This is a genomic window from Glycomyces sp. NPDC050141 (assembly GCF_055586545.1).
Genome location: NZ_JBVJHZ010000010.1, coordinates 116821 through 134299 on the forward strand (window position 1 = coordinate 116821; position 17479 = coordinate 134299).

General features: G+C 70.1%; 17 protein-coding genes. 5 read left to right on the plus strand and 12 right to left on the minus strand.

Features of this window, described 5'->3' with window-relative positions:
* Window positions 1–95: 95 nt before the first annotated feature.
* From ACZ60M_RS09070 to proS, 9 genes are all read right to left on the minus strand, one after another.
* Window positions 96–746 carry a ribonuclease HII gene (locus ACZ60M_RS09070; protein WP_465416255.1) on the minus strand — a complete coding sequence of 217 codons (651 nt, stop codon included), beginning with the start codon at window positions 744–746 and terminating at the stop codon, window positions 96–98.
* A 4-nt stretch (window positions 747–750) separates the two neighbouring features.
* The gene (lepB, locus tag ACZ60M_RS09075) at window positions 751–1446 is read right to left on the minus strand and encodes a signal peptidase I (protein WP_465416256.1); all 696 of its coding nucleotides are present in this window, start codon (window positions 1444–1446) and stop codon (window positions 751–753) included.
* Window positions 1443–2645: a signal peptidase I gene (gene lepB, locus ACZ60M_RS09080; protein WP_465416258.1), complete on the minus strand. Its 1203-nt coding sequence runs from the start codon at window positions 2643–2645 to the stop codon at window positions 1443–1445. The genes lepB (ACZ60M_RS09075) and lepB (ACZ60M_RS09080) overlap by 4 nt, the downstream gene beginning before the upstream one ends.
* Window positions 2646–2760: 115 nt before the next feature.
* The gene (rplS, locus tag ACZ60M_RS09085; RefSeq protein WP_465416259.1) at window positions 2761–3108 is read right to left on the minus strand and encodes a 50S ribosomal protein L19; all 348 of its coding nucleotides are present in this window, start codon (window positions 3106–3108) and stop codon (window positions 2761–2763) included.
* 86 nt (window positions 3109–3194) lie between these two features.
* A complete protein-coding gene (trmD, locus tag ACZ60M_RS09090; RefSeq protein WP_465416261.1) occupies window positions 3195–3965 on the minus strand; it encodes a tRNA (guanosine(37)-N1)-methyltransferase TrmD in 771 nt (256 codons plus the stop codon).
* Window positions 3965–4483, minus strand: a complete 519-nt coding sequence (gene rimM, locus ACZ60M_RS09095) for a ribosome maturation factor RimM (protein WP_465416263.1) — start codon at window positions 4481–4483, stop codon at window positions 3965–3967. The genes trmD and rimM overlap by 1 nt, the downstream gene beginning before the upstream one ends.
* A gap of 96 nt (window positions 4484–4579) precedes the next feature.
* Window positions 4580–4813, minus strand: a complete 234-nt coding sequence (locus ACZ60M_RS09100; protein ID WP_344473217.1) for an RNA-binding protein — start codon at window positions 4811–4813, stop codon at window positions 4580–4582.
* Window positions 4813–5298 (minus strand): 30S ribosomal protein S16, encoded by a 486-nt coding sequence (gene rpsP / locus ACZ60M_RS09105; RefSeq protein ID WP_270109069.1) that lies wholly within the window; start codon window positions 5296–5298, stop codon window positions 4813–4815. The genes ACZ60M_RS09100 and rpsP overlap by 1 nt, the downstream gene beginning before the upstream one ends.
* A gap of 161 nt (window positions 5299–5459) precedes the next feature.
* Window positions 5460–6866, minus strand: a complete 1407-nt coding sequence (gene proS / locus ACZ60M_RS09110; protein ID WP_465416266.1) for a proline--tRNA ligase — start codon at window positions 6864–6866, stop codon at window positions 5460–5462.
* A gap of 154 nt (window positions 6867–7020) precedes the next feature.
* Here proS and ACZ60M_RS09115 point away from each other — a divergent pair, with 154 nt between their 5' ends.
* From ACZ60M_RS09115 to ACZ60M_RS09125, 3 genes are all read left to right on the plus strand, one after another.
* Window positions 7021–9423 (plus strand): HAD-IC family P-type ATPase, encoded by a 2403-nt coding sequence (locus tag ACZ60M_RS09115; RefSeq protein WP_465416268.1) that lies wholly within the window; start codon window positions 7021–7023, stop codon window positions 9421–9423.
* 98 nt (window positions 9424–9521) lie between these two features.
* Complete coding sequence (locus ACZ60M_RS09120; RefSeq protein WP_465416270.1) at window positions 9522–10481, plus strand: ATP-binding cassette domain-containing protein; 960 nt, start codon at window positions 9522–9524, stop codon at window positions 10479–10481.
* Between the two features lie 30 nt (window positions 10482–10511).
* Window positions 10512–11369, plus strand: a complete 858-nt coding sequence (locus ACZ60M_RS09125; RefSeq protein ID WP_465416272.1) for an ABC transporter permease — start codon at window positions 10512–10514, stop codon at window positions 11367–11369.
* A 61-nt stretch (window positions 11370–11430) separates the two neighbouring features.
* On the opposite strand, the gene ACZ60M_RS09130 is transcribed toward ACZ60M_RS09125, so the two are convergent.
* Window positions 11431–14430: an ATP-binding protein gene (locus ACZ60M_RS09130; protein ID WP_465416274.1), complete on the minus strand. Its 3000-nt coding sequence runs from the start codon at window positions 14428–14430 to the stop codon at window positions 11431–11433.
* A gap of 307 nt (window positions 14431–14737) precedes the next feature.
* On the opposite strand from ACZ60M_RS09130, the gene ACZ60M_RS09135 reads away from it, so the two are divergent.
* Window positions 14738–15127 carry a hypothetical protein gene (locus ACZ60M_RS09135; protein ID WP_465416276.1) on the plus strand — a complete coding sequence of 130 codons (390 nt, stop codon included), beginning with the start codon at window positions 14738–14740 and terminating at the stop codon, window positions 15125–15127.
* A 63-nt stretch (window positions 15128–15190) separates the two neighbouring features.
* Here ACZ60M_RS09135 and dapC read toward each other — a convergent pair whose 3' ends face one another.
* Both dapC and fdxA read right to left on the minus strand, forming a co-directional pair.
* A complete protein-coding gene (gene dapC / locus ACZ60M_RS09140; RefSeq protein ID WP_465416278.1) occupies window positions 15191–16306 on the minus strand; it encodes a succinyldiaminopimelate transaminase in 1116 nt (371 codons plus the stop codon).
* Between the two features lie 5 nt (window positions 16307–16311).
* Window positions 16312–16632, minus strand: coding sequence for a ferredoxin (gene fdxA / locus ACZ60M_RS09145; protein WP_465416280.1), 321 nt, complete (start codon window positions 16630–16632; stop codon window positions 16312–16314).
* 128 nt (window positions 16633–16760) lie between these two features.
* Between fdxA and ACZ60M_RS09150 the strand changes: the two genes are divergently transcribed.
* Window positions 16761–17479 (plus strand): GNAT family N-acetyltransferase, cg3035/Rv0428c family (locus ACZ60M_RS09150; protein ID WP_465416282.1); only part of this gene is annotated, 719 nt, incomplete at its 3' end.

Here is a 17479-nt window from a genome sequence, read left to right on the forward strand (position 1 = left end):
CCCCGTTAGCGGCTCTCGGCGAACGCTTGCGGAGTCGTAAATTTGCAGAGCCCCTGGTGTCCGGGTTTCACCCTGGCCGGGGTCGTCAAACCGGCTCAAACCCGGGCGGCAGCGGCGTGAGCGGCCACGTTCGCGTAGGACTTGCGATGAATCTCGCACGGACCGAACCGCTCCAGCGCGGCCTCGTGCACGGCAGTGCTGTACCCCTTGTGGACGGCGAAACCGTACTCGGGGTGCTCGCGGTCGAGCTCGGCCATGATCCGGTCCCGCGTGACCTTCGCGACCACCCCGGCCGCCGCGACGCACGCGGCCGTCCGGTCGCCTTTGACCACACCGAGGCTGCCGGGCAGGCCCGGCACCGGGAAGCCGTCGGTGAGCACGTATCCGGGCCGCTCGGGCAGGCGCGCGACCGCGACCCGCATGCCCTCCAGGTTGCAGACGGCGATGCCGCGCCGGTCGATCTCGTCGGGCCCGTAGGCGACGACGCTGACTGCCGCCTGCGAGCGGCGCAGCCGCTCGAAGACCCGTTCGCGGGCGGCTTCGGTGAGCAGCTTCGAGTCGTTCAGCTCCTCGAGCCGGGCGCTCGGCGGCAGCTGCACCGCGGCGACGACCAGCGGTCCCGCGCAGGCCCCGCGCCCCGCTTCGTCCGCCCCGGCCACCGGGCCGAGGCCCCGCCGGTACAGCGCGGCCTCCAGCGCGTACAGGTCGCTGTCGCGCCTGATGCGGGAAGGGACGGGACGGAGCATGGGCTCAGGACGGCGCCGGGACGTCGTCGTAGGTCTCGGGGATCTTGAACCAGTTGAAGTCGTCGACCGGCCAGAACAGCACGAAGGCCTTGCCGATGACGGCGTCCACGGGGATCGTCGAGGACTCGATGTCGCCGCCGGTGCGCACGTACCGCTCGCGCGAGTCGCCCGAGGCCGAGCGGTGGTCGCCCATGACCCACAGGCGGCCCTCCGGCACGACCACGTCGAACGGGTCCTGCGAGGACTTGTCCTGCTCCCCCGTCAGCGGGTTCGTGTACAGGTACGACTCTTCGTCGAGCTCTTCGCCGTTGACGAAGATGTTGCCTTCTTCATCGGCGACGATGTGGTCGCCGCCCACGGCGATCACGCGCTTGATGAACTCGTCCTCTTCCATGACCGAGCGCCACGACTCGGGCGCGGTGAAGACGATGATCTCGCCGCGCTCGGGTTCGGAGAAGTCGTAGACGAGCTTGTTGACGAGCACCCGGTCGTTGATCAGGAGGGTGTTCTCCATCGAGCCGGAGGGGATGTAATAGGTCTGGACGACCCAGGTCCGCACCACGATCGCCACGAGGATGGCGACGCCGAGCAGGATGGGCAGTTCTTTCCAGAACGATCCCTTCTTCTTCGGCTGCGTTTCTTTGGAGGTCTCCTCGACGCTCTCACCGTCAGCGCCGGGCGCTTGCCCTTCATCGATCACGGTCCGAGTCTACGCGCTCGCGCTCTGGCCTCAGGTGTCAGCATCACCGTGCCCGGCAAGGAAGGCGGCTGCTGCCAGGCGGTATTCCACGCGGCCGGGACGCCGTCGCCGACCGTCCCGAACGCCGCCTGCTCGCCCTCGGGGGCGGTGGTCCCGCCAGTGCCGTCGAGGGCGTCGAAGGCGGCCGGGATCTCCAGTTCGCGGGCCCTGTCGGTGGGCCAGACGAGGGCGATGGCGCGGCCGATGATGTTCTCGACGGGCACGGTGCCGGAGCAGCGGGAGTCGGAGGAGTCGCCGCGGTGGTCGCCCATGACCCACACCTCGCCTTCGGGCACGGTGAGCTCTTCGAAGCGCCGCGCGCCGCACACGCCCGGTTCGATCTCGAGCGGGGAGTTCTCGTAGACGTACGCCTCCTCGTGGAGGGACACGCCGTTGACGACGACGTTGCCGTCCGCGTCGCAGCAGGAGACGGTGTCGCCGCCGACGGCGATCACCCGTTTGATGAAGTCCTTCTCGTCGGGTTTGGCGAGGCCGATGAGGTCGAGGACGCCGGTGGTGAAGGTCGAGAACGCGCCGCTGTCGCCCGTGGCGGGCCGGTACTCGGGGTCCCAGGAGTCGGTGCCGCGGAAGACCACGACCTCGCCGCGCTGCGGGGTGCGCAGCGTGTTGGTGAGTTTGAGGACGAGGACCTTGTCGCCCTCCTGGAGGGTCTGCTCCATCGACCCGGAGGGGATGTAGAAGGGCTGCACGGCGAAGGTGCGCAGCAGGACGGCCGCGGAGAACGCGATGACGAGCAGCAGCGGCAGCTCGACCCACAGCGACAGGTACTGGCGCTTGTGCGGCTGCGAGAGGCGGCTCTCGGTTCCTTTGCGGCCCTTGTGCTTCGGGTGCTCGGCGGAGACCTCGTCATGTGCGGCCGCGGACCGCTCGACGCGGTCGCGTTCGGCGGCCACGCGGTCCTGTCCGCCGGTGGGGCCCTCGGGGCGGCGGAAGGTGCGGGTCGCGTCGGGGTCGTCGCGGAGGCGGTGGGTCTCATCGGTTCCGCCGCGGCCGGTGCCCGCGACGGGGCCTCGGGGCGGCGGCGTGCCGGGACGGCGCGCGGGTGCGGGGGGCGGAGCGTCCGGCCCGTCGGGACCGGGGAGGCGGTCCCAACCGATGCGGCGGGGGCCCTTCGCCCCGCCGGGGGTACCAGGACTCATGTGCTGAGGGTATCCGAAATCGTCGGGCAGCGAAAAACCCCGGGCACGGGGCCCGGGGTTCTCAAAACTCACTGTGCCAATTTATGGCTCGCAAGCTTCGCCAAGAGTGCGCGACTTAGAGTTCGCGCTTCTCCTTGATCTTGGCGGCCTTGCCCTTGCGGTCGCGCAGGTAGTACAGCTTCGCGCGGCGGACCTTGCCTCGCATGGCGATCTCGATGGAGTCGACCATGGGGCCGTGCACCGGGAAGGTGCGCTCGACGCCGATGCCGTAGCTCAGCTTGCGGACCGTGAAGGTCTCGCCGATGCCGGCGCCGTGGCGGCGGATGACGACGCCCTGGAAGAGCTGCACACGGGACCGGTTGCCTTCCTGGATACGGACGTTCACCTTGACGGTGTCGCCGGGACGGAAGTCCGGCACGTCGGCGCGCATGGAGGCGGCGTTCAGCTCATCCAGAATGTTCATTGGTTTCGACCTCATCGATTGGTAATGCTCAGAAGTTCTACCGGGAGAGGTACCGCTTGAACGAACGGCACGTCACGGGAACTCACCTACTCTGCCACACCCTGCACGGGCAGGCTGAACCCGGCCCCTTCGAGGAGGAGCCGGTCACGTTTGTCGAGGCTACCCGGGTCGAGCCGCTCCAGCAAATCGGGGCGGGCCCGGAGCGTGCGCAGGAGCGCCTGCTCGCGCCGCCAGCGGTCGACCTTGCCGTGGTCCCCCGAGAGGAGCACGGGCGGGATCTCGTGGCCGCGCCATTCGGCGGGCTTGGTGTACGCGGGGGCTTCGAGGACCCCGTCGTTGTGGGACTCGTCGTCGAGCGATGCGGCGTTGCCGAGGACGCCGGGCACGAGCCGGGTCACGGCCTCGATGATCGCGAGCACCGCGACCTCGCCGCCGAAGAGCACGTAGTCGCCGAGGGAGACCTCGGTGACCTCCATGTTGTCGGACGCGTAGTCGACGACCCGCTGGTCGATGCCTTCGTAACGGCCGCAGGCGAACATGAGCCAGGGCTCGGCGGCCAGCTCGTGCGCCATGGCCTGCGTGAAGGGCCGCCCGGCCGGGCTCGTGACGAGCAGGCGCGGCTTCGCTTCCCCCGGGATGAGCTCGTCGAAGCACTCGCCCCACGGCTGCGGCTTCATGACCATCCCGGCCCCGCCCCCGGCGGGGCCGCCGTCCACCGAGTGGTGCACGTCGTGGGTCCAGCGGCGCAGGTCGTGGACGTTGAGGTCGATCATCCCGCGCTCGCGGGCGCGGCCGATCAACGAGAGGTCGAGCGGCTGCAGGTATTCGGGGAAGACGGTGACGACGTCGATCTTCACTACAGCTCCAGCAGGCCCGGCGGCAGGTCGACGCTGATCTGACCGGCTTCGATGTCGACCTCGAGGACCATGTCGGCGACGAACGGGATGAGCGCCGGGGTCTGGCCCTTGCGCTTCACCACGAGGGTCTCATACGCGGCGCCGTGGTCGATGCGGCTGACGGTGCCGACCTCCCCGGCTTCCTTGTCGACGACGGTGAGGCCGATGAGCAGGGTGTCGTGGACCTCGTCCTCCTCGGCGACCAGCGCTTCCTCTTCGACCTCGACACTGAGCACGACGCCGCGCAGCAGCTCGGAGGCGTTGCGGTCCGCGTGGCCCTCGAAGCCGATCATCGGGCGGCCCTGGTGCCAGCGCACGGTGACGGCCTTGAGCGGCGCGCCCTTGAGCTGGCCGCCCTTGGTCTGGTATTCGACGCCGGGCTGGAACCGCAGTTCAGGATCGTCGGTGCGGACCTCGACGACGACCTCGCCGCGCAGCCCGTGCGGGCGCACGATCCGGCCGACCACTAGTTGTGACAAGAGAAAACCCCTTTAAACAGTCTCGGCGAAGCTTGCGAGCCGTAAATTGGCACGGAAACGGCCCCGAGGAAGTTCCCCGGGGCCGTTCCGAAAGACTCAGTAGGAATCGACGACCTCGACACGAATGCCTTTGCCGCCGATCGAGCCGATGACCTGGCGCAGTGCGTTCACGGTGCGGCCCCCGCGGCCGATGACGGTCCCGAGGTCTTCCGGGTTGACCCGGACCTCGAGCCGCTTGCCGCGACGGGAGTCGACCAGACGGACGCGGACGTCGTCAGGATTGTCGACGATGCCTTTGACAAGGTGTTCAAGCGCCGGTCGCAGCACGATTACTCCCCTTTGGTCTCAGAGGCCTCGTCGGCAGCGGCCTCGACCTCTTCAGTCTTAGCCGATTCGTCGGCCTTGGCGGCGGACTTCTTGGACTTCGGCGCGGCCTTGGCGGCCTCCTCCGAGACGTAGGCCTTCGAGGGGTCGATACCCGACTCCTTGAGGGCGGCCACGTACAGGGATTCCTTCTCCGGCTTCGGCTCGGCGACCTTCAGCGGAGCCGGGGCCGGGAGGCCCTTGAACTGCTGCCAGTCGCCGGTCTTGCGGAGGATGGCCTTGACGGTGTCGGACGGCTGGGCGCCCACCGAGAGCCAGTGCTGGATGCGGTCGGACTTGACCTCGATCCGGGACGGGTTCTCCTTCGGGTGGTAGATCCCGACGTTCTCGATCACCTTGCCGTCGCGCTTGACGCGCGAGTCGGCGATGACGATACGATACTGGGGAGTACGGATCTTCCCCATTCGCGTGAGGCGAATCTTAACTGCCACGTTTTGTTACTCCTGTAGTAAGGATCACGTTAGCGCGCGCGAATTCCAGGGGAATTACTCCGGATTTCGTTAGCGCTGAAACTTGGCCTTGCGTCACGGTAGTTGAGAGGGCTTCCGTCCCAAAGCTCATGTACAGCGACCGAGTCTAGCGCACCAGGTGCCTAGTACTGCCGGGCGAGGTAGGCGATGAGACCGGACTCATCCAGGGAGTCCGGCACGGAGCCGTCCTCGCGCTGGAGCACCCGCACGAACACCGCGGACTCGCCGGCCTTCGCCTCGCCCTCGAGGCCGCACGCGTCCCAGGGGATGCGGGCATAGCCGTGTTGGGCGGCTTCGACCGCTTCCTCCACCGTCGAGGTGTCGACGGTGTGCGTCTCGCGGAAGGCCACGGCCTCGTCCCACAGCTGGTCCTGCGCCCCCTGGAGGGCGGCGGCGACGGCTTCGGCGAGCATCCCGAGCGGGACGGTCTGCTTGGTGCCCTCGACGCGGCTGGCGATGGTCGCCTCGCCGTTCTTGAGGTCGCGGGGGCCGATCTCGATGCGCACGGGGTAGCCCTTGAGCTCGGCGTCCACGGCGCGGCGGCCGAAGGCCACGTCGCCGCGGTGGTCGAGCTTGACGCGCACGCCGTCGGCCTTGAGCTCGTCGTAGACCTTGCGGGCGGCGGTCTGGACCTCGTCGGTGTCCTTGACGACCATGACGAGCGCCTGGATGGGCGCGAGCTTCGGGGGCACGCGCAGGCCGGCGTCGTCGCCGTGGCCCATGATGAGGCCGCCGACCATGCGGGTCGAGGTGCCCCACGAGGTGGTCCAGCCGTGGGCCTGCTTGCCGTCCTTGCCCTGGAACTGGATGTCGAAGGCCTTGGCGAACTTCTGGCCGAGCTCGTGCGAGGTGCCCATCTGGAGGGCCTTGCCGTCGCGCATCAGGGCCTCGACCGCGAAGGTGTTGAGGGCCCCGGCGAAGCGCTGGGCCTCGGTCTTGATGCCGCGCAGCACCGGCAGCGCCAGCACGTTCTCCATGAAGTCGGCGTAGACCTCGTGGAGGATGCGCAGCGTGAACGCGTGGGCGTCCTCATAGGACTCGTGGACGGTGTGCCCTTCCTGCCACAGGAACTCCGAGGAGCGCAGGAACAGGCGGGTGCGCAGCTCGTAGCGCATGACGTTGCACCACTGGTTGAGCAGCAGGGGCAGGTCGCGGTACGAGTTGACCCACTTCGACATGTACTCGCCGATGATGGTCTCGGAGGTGGGACGGATCGCCAGCTTCTCCTCGAGCTCCTTGCCGCCGCCGTGCGTGACCATCCACAGCTCGGGGGCGAAGCCCTCGACGTGGTCGGCCTCGCGCGTGAAGTAGGACTCGGGGATGAGCAGGGGGAACGAGGCGTTCTCCGTGCCGGTCTCCTTGATGCGGGCGTCCATCTCCTCGACCATGCGCTCCCACAGGGCGAAACCGGTCGGTCGGATCACCTGCGAGCCCTTCGCCGGGCCGTTCTCGGCCAGCTGGGCCTTGGCGATGACGTCCTGGTACCAGCGAGGGAAGTCCTCGCCCTGCGGTGTGAGTACATTGGCCATAATCAGCGATTCTAGTGGTCGCACCCTTTCCGGCCGCAATCGGATAAGGCCGCTTGCGGGCCGCGTCTCCTCGGTAGAAGGACGGAGAGGCGAAACGGCGCTCTCGGTCCTTCGGCGGTGATACAGGAAGGATGCTGTCGCATAAGCTGTCGACGTGACAACACCCATGCTGGCAGGTGACCGCGGCCTGACGGCCGCCGAGGTGGCCGAACGCGTCGAGGCCGGAGCCGTCAACGAGGCCAAGCGCCACACCAGTCGACCGCTCTCCGCGATCCTCCGCGCCAACTTCTTCACACCGCTCAACGCCGTCATCGCCGTGCTCGCGGCAATCGCGATCGGCTTCACCGCGATAGAGGAAGGCTTCTTCGAAGGCCTCAAACAGGGCCTCTTCGCGGGCGTCATCATCGCCAACATCGCGATCGGCACGATCCAGGAGCTGCGCGCCAAGCGCACCCTCGACAAGCTCTCGCTGATGAACCGGTCCAACGCGAAGGTCCTGCGCGACGGCGAGGTCCAGGAGATCGACCCGGCCCGGATCGTCCGCGACGACCTCGTCTACGTCGAACCGGGCGACCGCATCGTCGTCGACGGCCCCGTCGTCGAGTCCCGCAACCTCGAGATCGACGAGTCGCTGCTCACCGGCGAGGCCGACCCCGTCGCCAAGACCCCCGGCGACGAGGTCCGCTCCGGCTCGTTCGCCGTCGCCGGGACCGGCCTGTTCCGGGCCGAGCAGATCGGCGCGGACTCCTACGCCGCCAAGCTCGTCGAGGAGGCCAGCAAGTTCACGCTGGCCCGCTCCGAGCTGCGCGAGGGCATCAACCGCTTCATCAAGCTCATCAACTGGCTCATCGTCCCGATCGCGCTCCTCTTGATCATCAGCCAGCTCGCCGACGCCGCGAACTGGCGCGAGATCATCGTCCGCACCGTCGCCGGGATCGTGCCGATGATCCCCGAAGGCCTCGTCCTCCTCACCTCCGTCGCGTTCGCCGTCGGCGTCATCCGCCTCGGCACCCGCCACGTCCTCGTCCAGGAACTGCCCGCCATCGAAGGCCTCGCCCGCACCGACGTGCTGTGCCTCGACAAGACCGGCACCCTCACCGAGGGCGGCATGGACGTCGACGAGATCCGGCCCATCGACGGCTCCGACGGCGACGCCGTCCACGCCGCGCTCGCCGCCCTCGCCGCCGCCGACGACAGCCCCAACCCGACCATGCAGGCCGTCGCCGAATACCTGCGCGAGCAGCAGACCGCCGACCCGAACTGGCGCGTCATCGACGTCATGCCGTTCTCCTCCGCCCGCAAATGGAGCGGCACCCGCTTCACCGACAACGGCACCTGGCTCCTCGGCGCGCCCGACATCCTCCTGGACCACGGCGACCCCGTCGCCCTCGAAGCGGACATGCTCGCCGCCCAGGGCCACCGCGTCCTCGCGCTCGTCACCGCCGAGTCCGCCTCCACCACAGGCGGAGTGAGCGGCGTCAAAGCCCAGGCCCTCGTGATCCTGCGCCAGCGCCTGCGCGAGACCGCCGCCGCCACCTTGGCCTACTTCAAGGAGCAGGGCGTCAAGGTCAAGATCATCTCCGGCGACTCCCCCGCCGCCGTCGGCGCCGTCGCCGCGCAACTCGGCGTCGAGGGCGCGGCCGACACGGTCGACGCGCGCCGCCTCCCCGAGGACCCCGAGGAACTCGCGGACCTGCTCGAGCGGGCCACGATCTTCGGCCGCGTGAAGCCGCACCAGAAGCAGGCGTTCGTGAAGGCCCTCCAGTCCCGCGGCCACACGGTCGCGATGACCGGCGACGGCGTCAACGACGTGCTCGCGCTCAAGGACGCCGACCTCGGCATCGCCATGGGCTCCGGTTCGGCCGCCGCCCGCTCGGTGGCGCAGGTCGTCCTCCTAGACGACGAGTTCGCGACCCTCCCGCACGTGGTCGACGAGGGCCGCCGGGTGCTCGGCAACATCGGCCGCGTCTCGAACCTGTTCCTCACCAAGACCGTGTACGCGATCGCGCTCGCGCTGTTCGTCGCCGTCGGTGCGATCTCCGCGTGGATCATGGGCAGCGACCCGCTGCCGTACCCGTTCCTGCCGATCCACCAGTCGCTCATCAACCTGTTCACGATCGGGCTCCCGGCGTTCTTCCTGGCGCTCGCGCCGACGTTCGAGCGGGCCAAGCCGAACTTCGTGAAGCGGGTGCTGAAGTTCGCGATCCCGGCCGGGATCTGCTGCGCCGTACCGACGTTCATCGTCTACCTCCTGTCGCTCGCGCACGACGGCACCGACTCGCAGCTGCCGCAGACGACGGCCGCGATCACGCTGTTCTGCCTGGCGCTGGCGGCTTTGGCGATCGTGGCGCGCCCGTACGTGTGGTGGAAGGCGGTCCTGGTGGGCGGCTGCGCGCTGGCGTTCGTGACGGTGCTCGCGGTGCCGCCGTTCGCGCGGTTCTACGAGCTGGAGCTGCCGGGCGTGTGGAACACCACGGCGGCGGCAATCGGCGTCGGCTCTGGCGTGGCGGCGCTCCTGTTCTGGCTGGTCGTGCGGCCCAAGCACCTCAAGGACTAGCAAGGCTCCGGCCCCCGCTACACCGGATGTAGCGGGGGCCGTGGCGTGTCCGTAGCGCCTCCTGGTTGAGAGCAACGATGCGAAACCAGGAGGCGGACATGTCGCAGCGCGAACTCGCGATCCGGGCCGAAGGGCTCGTCAAGCACTTCAAAGACGTCAAGGCCGTGGACGGCGTGGACCTGGAGGTCCCGGCCGGCACCGTCTACGGCGTGCTCGGCCCGAACGGGGCCGGGAAGACCACCACTGTCCGGATGCTGGCCACCCTGCTGCGTCCGGATGCGGGGAGCGCCACGGTATTCGGCCGCGACCTCGTCGCCGACGCCGCTTCGGTGCGGTCGCAGGTGAGCCTGACCGGCCAGTACGCGTCGCTGGACGAGGACCTGACCGGGTTCGAGAACCTGGTGCTGCTGTCGCGGCTGTACGGGTACGCGAAGCCCGCGTCGCGCGACCGGGCCGCGGACCTGTTGGAGGCGTTCGGCCTGACCGCGGCCGGGCCGAAGCAGGTGAAGGCCTACTCGGGCGGTATGCGGCGGCGCCTCGACATCGCCGCGTCGATCATCGTGACGCCGAAGCTCCTGTTCCTGGACGAGCCGACGACGGGCCTGGACCCGCGCAGCCGCAACCAGGTGTGGGACGTGGTCCGCACGATCGTCGGCGAGGGCACCACGGTGCTGCTGACGACCCAGTACCTGGAGGAGGCGGACCAGCTGGCGAGCCGCATCGCGGTCATCGACACCGGCAAGGTCATCGCCGAGGGCACGCCCGGCCAGCTCAAGTCCTCGGTGGGCGCGGGCTCGATCCGGGTGCGGCTGCACCACGCCGACCAGCGCGAGCACGCACAAAAGGTGCTCGCCGAGGCGCTGCGCGGGGAGGTCGCCCTGGACGACGACCCGGTGGCGCTCACCGCGCGCCTGGCCCCGGGCCAGGACACCGCCGAGCAGGGCTCGCACGCCCTCGGCGAGCTGGCCCGCGCCGGCATCCTCGTGGACGACTTCTCGCTCGGCCAGCCGAGCCTGGACGAGGTCTTCCTGTCGCTGACGAGCAGAGTCGACGCCTGATCCCTACGGACTTTTAGGAAGGAAACCGCTATGACCGTCACTCACTCCACTACGAAGTCCGATGCCGACGCTCCGGCGCCGGTCGAGCGGGAGCACCTGCGTCGCCTGCTGGCGACCGGGGAGCGCCCGGCGGCGCCGAGCGCGTTCACTTCGGCGCGGGCGTTCGCCTGGCGTTCGATGCTGAAGATCAAGCACGTGCCGGAGCAGCTGTTCGACGTGCTGCTCTTCCCGATCATGATGCTGCTGATGTTCACGTACCTGTTCGGCGGCGCGATCGCGGGCGGCACCGGTGACTACCTGCAGTTCCTGCTGCCGGGCATCATGGTGATGAGCATCGTGATGACCACGATGTACACGGGCATGAGCGTAAACATCGACATCAACAAGGGCGTGTCGGACCGGTTCCGGACGCTGCCGATCTGGCGGGCCGCGCCGATGGTCGGGTACCTGCTGGCGGACGTGTTCCGTTACGCCGCAGCGGGTGCGGTCATGCTCGGTACCGGTCTGATCATGGGCTACCGGCCCGAGGGCGGCGCGGTCGGCGTGCTGCTCGGCGTGGGTCTGCTGCTGCTGTTCAGCTTCGCGTTCTCGTGGCTGTGGACCTGGCTGGGCCTGATCACGCGGTCGGAGAAGACCGTCATGTCGATCTCGATGTCGATCATGTTCCCGCTGACGTTCCTGTCGAACATCATGGTGGACCCGGCGACGATGCCCGGCTGGCTCCAGCCGGTCGTGGAGAACACGCCGATCTCGCAGCTGGTCGACGGCGTGCGGGGCCTGTTCGACGGGCACGTCGACTCGGCCTCGATCATGACGACGCTGATCTGGTCGGCCGGTTTCATCGCGGTCTTCGGGTTCCTGACGATCAGGGCCTACAACCGCAAGTGACGCTTCGATTCACAACACCCCGGCGCGGCCGGGCGGGTCTCCCGCCCGGCCTTCGCCGTGCTCACAGCTCCCAATGGGGCGCTTCGGGTTCGGGGCGGTAGACGCAGGACGAGCCGGTGGCGACCGCGCCGTGCAGGTGCTCGGCCAGCGCGGGGTGGACGGCCTCGATCTTCTTGAGGGTGTTGCGGATGCGGTTGGTGACGCTCTTGCGGGCGCGTTCGGCGTTGTCGCCCAGGCGCCTCGAGCGCCCGCCGAGTCCCGTTGCGGCCTTGAGCTGCTCGATGAGGGCCTGGCGTTCCGCGTCGAGGCGGGCGGCGCGGGCGTCGTCGCCGAAGGCGGCGGCGGTGTCGATCTGCTCGTCGAGCGTGTCGAGGTGGTCGCGGTAGCGGGCGCGGGCCTCGGCGTCGAGGAGGTCGTCGCCGCCGAGCCGGGCGTCGGCCGAGACCGCTTCGCCGCCTTCGGGGTCCAAGAGGTCGACGGCGGCGACTTCGATGCCGGGCCGGCTGAGGAGCCGGTGCAGGTCGGCGAGGCCCTTGGTGTGCGGGAGGTGGACGCCGCGGCCGTCGTAGTGGAGCCGCCATGTGGAGCCGTCGCGGCGGAATACGGAACCCTTGGTCTCGGTTGCGGGCGTGGGCGTCGCGAATCCGGCGAGCGCGGCGCGGGCGGCTTCGGCCCACGGTCGGGCGCCGAGGCGTTCGGACTGCTCGACGGCGCCTGCGAGGTGGGCGCGGGCGGCGTCCTCGTCACCGGCCGCCGCGGCCAGGAGCCCGAGCCAGTAGGAGACGGGGCCGTGGACGCTGGTGCCCCACAGGGCGACCAGCCATTCGCCTTCGACCGGGGCGAGGCGTTCGCGAAGGCGCGCAACGGTCTCCGTGTCGTCCTCGGCGATCGCGAGTTCAGCCTCGAAGCGTATCCACAGGTACTCCCAGGGGCTGCGGAGGGCGGGCCCGTCGCCGAGCCGAGCGCGGACGGCCCGTGCGGCCGCGACGTCGCCGCGGGCCAGGGCGCTGAGCCCCGAGAGCAGGTCCGGGTGCCAGGCGCCGAACGCCTCGCCCCAGCCGCGCGAGACCGACTTCGGGACCGCGCCTCGCGCGATGCTCAGCTCCCACTCCAGGTGCTCGATCATGTGGAGGTACATCGGGTCGCCCCCGGCGACGGCGGCGGCCGCGGCGATCCGCTCCTCGGCGCTTTCGAAGCGGCCCTGGACCATGTCGATCACGGCGCGGTCGACGTCCATGCCGGAGCGCCAGCGCTCGGAGTCGCTGGCCTCGGCGAGCGCGCAGAAGCGTTCGAGCTGGTCGAGGAAGGCCGGGTCGCCGCGTTCGAGGAGCACGACCCAGCCGAGGGAGGCCGCGTACAGGCGCATCTCCATGTCGCCGGTGCGGCGGCTGAGCTCACCGAGCTCCTCGACGATGGCCTGGCGTTCGGCGGCCGTGCCGGGGCCCCAGTTGACGGCGTGCGTGGCCCACAGGCCGAACGAGAGGTCCTCGTCGGATTCGGCGGCGCGCGCGGCGAGCATGTACGCGTACAGGAGCTTGCGGGTGAGTTCGTCGTGTTCGATGCCGGGGTCGGGGGCCTCGCCTGCGAGTTTCGTGTACGCGAGGGTCTTGAGGCGCACGAGTTCGGGGACGTTCGCGTCCTGCGGGACCTCGACGGCGGCGCGCGCGAGGAGCATCGGGTCGCCGGAGTCCTCGGCCTCGTAGAGGGCCTGGTCGTAGAGGGCGCGGCCTTCGTCTCGCAGCGACGCGTCGGCGCGGCTGCGCCAGAGCACGGCCCCGGCGAGTTCGAGGCGCAGCAGGACCTGCTCGCGGACCATCCCGGGCGTGCAGCGTTCGAGCGCGCGGCGGCAGTACCGTTCGGCGCCTTCGACACTGAGGCAGCTCTGGGACTCCTTGGCGGCGCGGGTGAGGAACTGGACCGCGAGTTTCGGGTCGAGGTCGTCCCCGGCGAGCCAGGCGTGGTGGGCGATCTCGGTGGAGAGCATGAGCTTCTGCAGCGACTCGTCGGCGACGAGGGCGCGCACGACGCAGCCGTGGTGGTGGGCGGCCTCTTCGGGCGACATCGTGTTGTAGAGCGTCTCGCGCACGAGGTCGTGGACGAACACGTACCGGTCGGCCTCGCGGCGCACGAGCCGGGTCTGGCAGGCGGCGTCGAGCGCGCCTTCGATGCGGTGCGGGTCGAGCCCGGAGGCCTGGGCCATGACGCCGGAGTGGAACTCGCGGCCGCCGACCGAGGCGAGGGTGAGCATCCTGACGAGCGGTTCGGGGAGCTGGTCGATGCGGCGCTGGAGGGCGTCGCGCATCCCGGCGGTGGTGGCGTCGACGCGCTGCCCGGAGGCCCACAGCTGCGCGGTCTGCTCGACGAAGAACGGGTTGCCGCCGGTGCGGCGGGTGATCGCGGCGACCGTGGCCGCGTCGGGCGCGTCGCCGACGGTGGTGCGGCACAGCTCGGCGACGCCCGTTTCGTCGAGGCCGTCGAGGCTGATCATGGTCGCTTTGGCGACGAGCGGGAGCATGCGGGCGCGCAGGCGGTGGCCGGGGTCGATCTCGGAGTCGCGGTAGGTGCCGACGAACAGGAGCCGCTCGAACCAGGTGTGCTGCGAGGCGAACTTGAGCAGTTCGAGGCTGCCGGGGTCGGCGAAGTGGAGGTCGTCGAGGACGGCCAGGACCGGGCCGCGCTGCGATACGGCGATGAGGAGCTGGGTGACGGCGTCGTACAGCTCGAACTGGTCGGGCGCGGAGCCGTCGCCCTGGCCGAGGAGGGCGTCGACGGCCGGGGCGGGGCGCAGTTCCCGCCAGGTCTCGGCGCCGAGCTGGGCGCGCAGGGAGCGCAGGACCTGGACCCAGAGCCAGTGGTCGGGGACGGCCTCGGACTCCCAGGAGGTCGCGAACGCGACCGTGAGGTCGTCGCGGTAGCGGGCGGCGACGTCGGTGACGAGCGTGGACTTGCCGATGCCGGCCTCGCCGGTGACGAGGGCGAGCCCGCCGTGGCTGGAGACGGTGCGTTCGACGGCCGAGCGGAGGGCCGCCGCCGGATGGTCGCGGCCGATCAGGAAGGTCACCCGACCAGTGTGGCCGAAGGGTGCGACATCCGCCATCGGGTTCTGGTCCTAGGACCCGCGGTCCGGAGCGCTCGGTGGATTGTCGACTATCGGACGAAAGACCTCACGTTCCGGAGTCCGCACTGGTGGGGTCCCCCGGACGGCGTACTTGTGGAGGGACGAGGTGAGGCGATTTCCATGAAACGACCACATGATCACTGTGAGTATCTAAAGTGCTACGGAAAGTAGACATCCCGTCGCATGAACGGTCGAGACGTAAACGCTCGCGTCGCGCCGGGGTAGCCGAAAGATCCACGGGAGGATCCACATGGCACAGTCCACCACCGAGAAGAAGTCGCGGAAGATCTGGAAGGCGGTCGTCGTCACGGCGGCCGTTCCGGCGATGATGCTGGTCGGCGCTCCGGCCGTGAGCGCGGCCGAGACCGAGACGGTGCAGGCCGAATCGGAACAGCTGCCGGTGCCGCTGCCGGTACCGCTGCCCGGCCCGGGCGCACCGGTCGAACCGCCCGCCACCGACGACCTGGTCACGCAGCTCGGCGAGTGCGTCGCCGCGCTCGTGTCCGCGGTCCTCGGCGCCGCCGGGGACGCACCGGTCCCGCTGCCCGCCGAGCAGGTCCCGGACCTGTCGGCCTGCACGGCCCTGCTGACCACGCTCGGCCTGCCGATCGACCTGCCCGTGCCGCTGCCCGTGGAGTAGCAGCCGTTCCTGCGAACAAGTCAAAGGGCCCGCGGACTCCAGCCGCGGGCCCTTCGCCGTGTCTTACTTCAAGCGCTGAGCGGCGTCGGCGATCGCCTCGTCCGTCGCGGTCAGCGACAGCCGGACGTGCCGGTTCCCCTTGGCGCCGTAGAACTCCCCCGCCGCGGCGAGGATGCCGCGCTCGGCGAGCCACTGCACGGTGTCCCAGCAGTCCTCGCCGCGCGTGGCCCACAGGTACAGGCCCGCGGTCGAGTGGTCGATGCGGAACCCGGCCGCTTCGACCGCGCTGCGCAGGACCTCGCGGCGGGCCTCGTAGCGGGCGCGCTGCTCGATCGCGTGCGACTCGTCGTGCAGGGCCGCGATCGTGGCCTGCTGGACGGCCCACGGGACCATGAAGCCCGAGTGGCGGCGGATCTCCAGGAGGTCGGCGATCAGCTCCGGGTCCCCGGCGAGGAACGCCGAGCGGTAACCGGCCAGGTTCGAGCGCTTCGAGAGCGAATGTGCCGCAAGGAGACCCGTGAGGTCACCGTCGTTCACGCGCGGGTCCAGGACCGAGACGGGCGGGTGCTCGTCGTCCCAGCCGAGCGTCAGGTAGCACTCGTCGCTGGCGAGGACCACGCCGCTGTCGCGGGCCCAGCGGACCAGGTCGCGCAGGTACTCGACCGAGGCGACCTCGCCGGTCGGGTTGGTCGGGTAGTTGATCCACGCCAGGCGCAGCCGTGAACCGGCGGCGTCGCGCGGGTCGGCCACCGGCAGCGGGTCGGCCTTCGCCAGGATCGCCCCGATCTCGTACGTCGGGTAGGCGATCTCGGGGTAGGCCACGGCTTCACCCGGGCCGATGCCCAGCTGGAGCGGCAGGTTCGCGACCAGCTCCTTGGAGCCCACGGTCGGAAGGACCGCGACGTCCTCGGCCACGCCCGTGTGCCGGTGCAGCCACGACCGCATCGCCTCGCCGAGCGCCGCCGGACCGGCCACCGTCGGGTAACCGGGCCGGGCCGACGCGGCGACGAGCGCCTGCCGGATCGACTCGGGCACCTCGTCCACGGGGGCGCCGACCGTGAGGTCGACGATCCCGCCGGGGTGGGCCGCCGCGCGCTCCTGGTACGGGGCCATGCGGTCCCACGGGAAGCGCGGCAGCCGCCGGGCCGGAGAGGCGCTGTGCAGGCGTCGCAGCGCCATCGCGGCTACTCCTCTTTCGCGGGCTGCGCGGCCACGAACGGGTCGTCCTTCTCGATCTTCCCGACCTTGGAGGCCCCGCCGGGGCTGCCGACCTCGTCGAAGAAGTCGACGTTGGCCTTGGTGTAGCCGGCCCACTCGTCGGGGACGTCGTCCTCGTAGAAGATCGCCTCCACCGGGCACACCGGCTCGCATGCACCGCAGTCGACGCACTCGTCGGGGTGGATGTAGAGCATCCGGTTGCCTTCGTAGATGCAGTCGACCGGGCACTCTTCGATGCAGGCCTTGTCGAGAACGTCCACGCACGGCTCGGCGATTACGTAAGTCACGAGTCGTCCTTCCTACAGCGCGCAGCCGGGCGGGCTGCGCTGAGATTGAGACTAAAGCTTATTGCTAAAAGTAGCCGCAACGGTTTGGGGTGGGCCAGATGCTGGGACCGGAACATGTCGGTAGTCGCGTGGCGGTGCGGATCAGGCTGGAATCGCCTGAATCCGGCGGCCGGTTCAGGGACATCACCGGCGAGCTTATCGAGTTCGGCCCGGCGGTCTGGCGCGTACTGCCCGCTTCGGGGGCCGCCGTCACCATCGAGGCGTCCGCGGTCGTCGCGGCCCGCGCGATCCCGCCGAAGCCGACGCCGTTCTCCGAGATCATCGAACTCGAACGGCTCCTGGCTGCGACCTGGCCCGCGCCCGAGACCGCCGAGCTCGGCGGCTGGCTGCTGCGGTACGCCGAAGGCGTCACGCGCCGCGCGAACTCGGTGCTGGCGCTGACCGCACCGGAGGGCGGCACGGACGCGGCGATCGCGGCGGTCGAGGCCTGGTACGCCGCGCGCGGGGCGCGCCCGCTCGTCTCCCTCGCGGGACCCGTGACGAAACGCCTGGACGAGGAGCTGGCGGCGCGCGGCTGGGTCGCCGAAGCACCCGCGGTGGTGATGGTCAAACCGCTCGAAGCCGTTGCGTACGAAGGCGAAGCGAAGATCAAGGACACGCCGGACGAGGCGATGCTGAGCGGCTACGAAGACCCGCGGATCGCAGGCAGGATCCTCGGCTCGGGACCCGGCCGCGGATACGCCGAGATCCGGCGCGGGGGGGGGGGGGGGGGGGGGGGGGGGGGGGGGGGGGGGGGGGGGGGGGGGGGGGGGGGGGGGGGGGGGGGGGGGGGGGGGGGGGGGGGTTC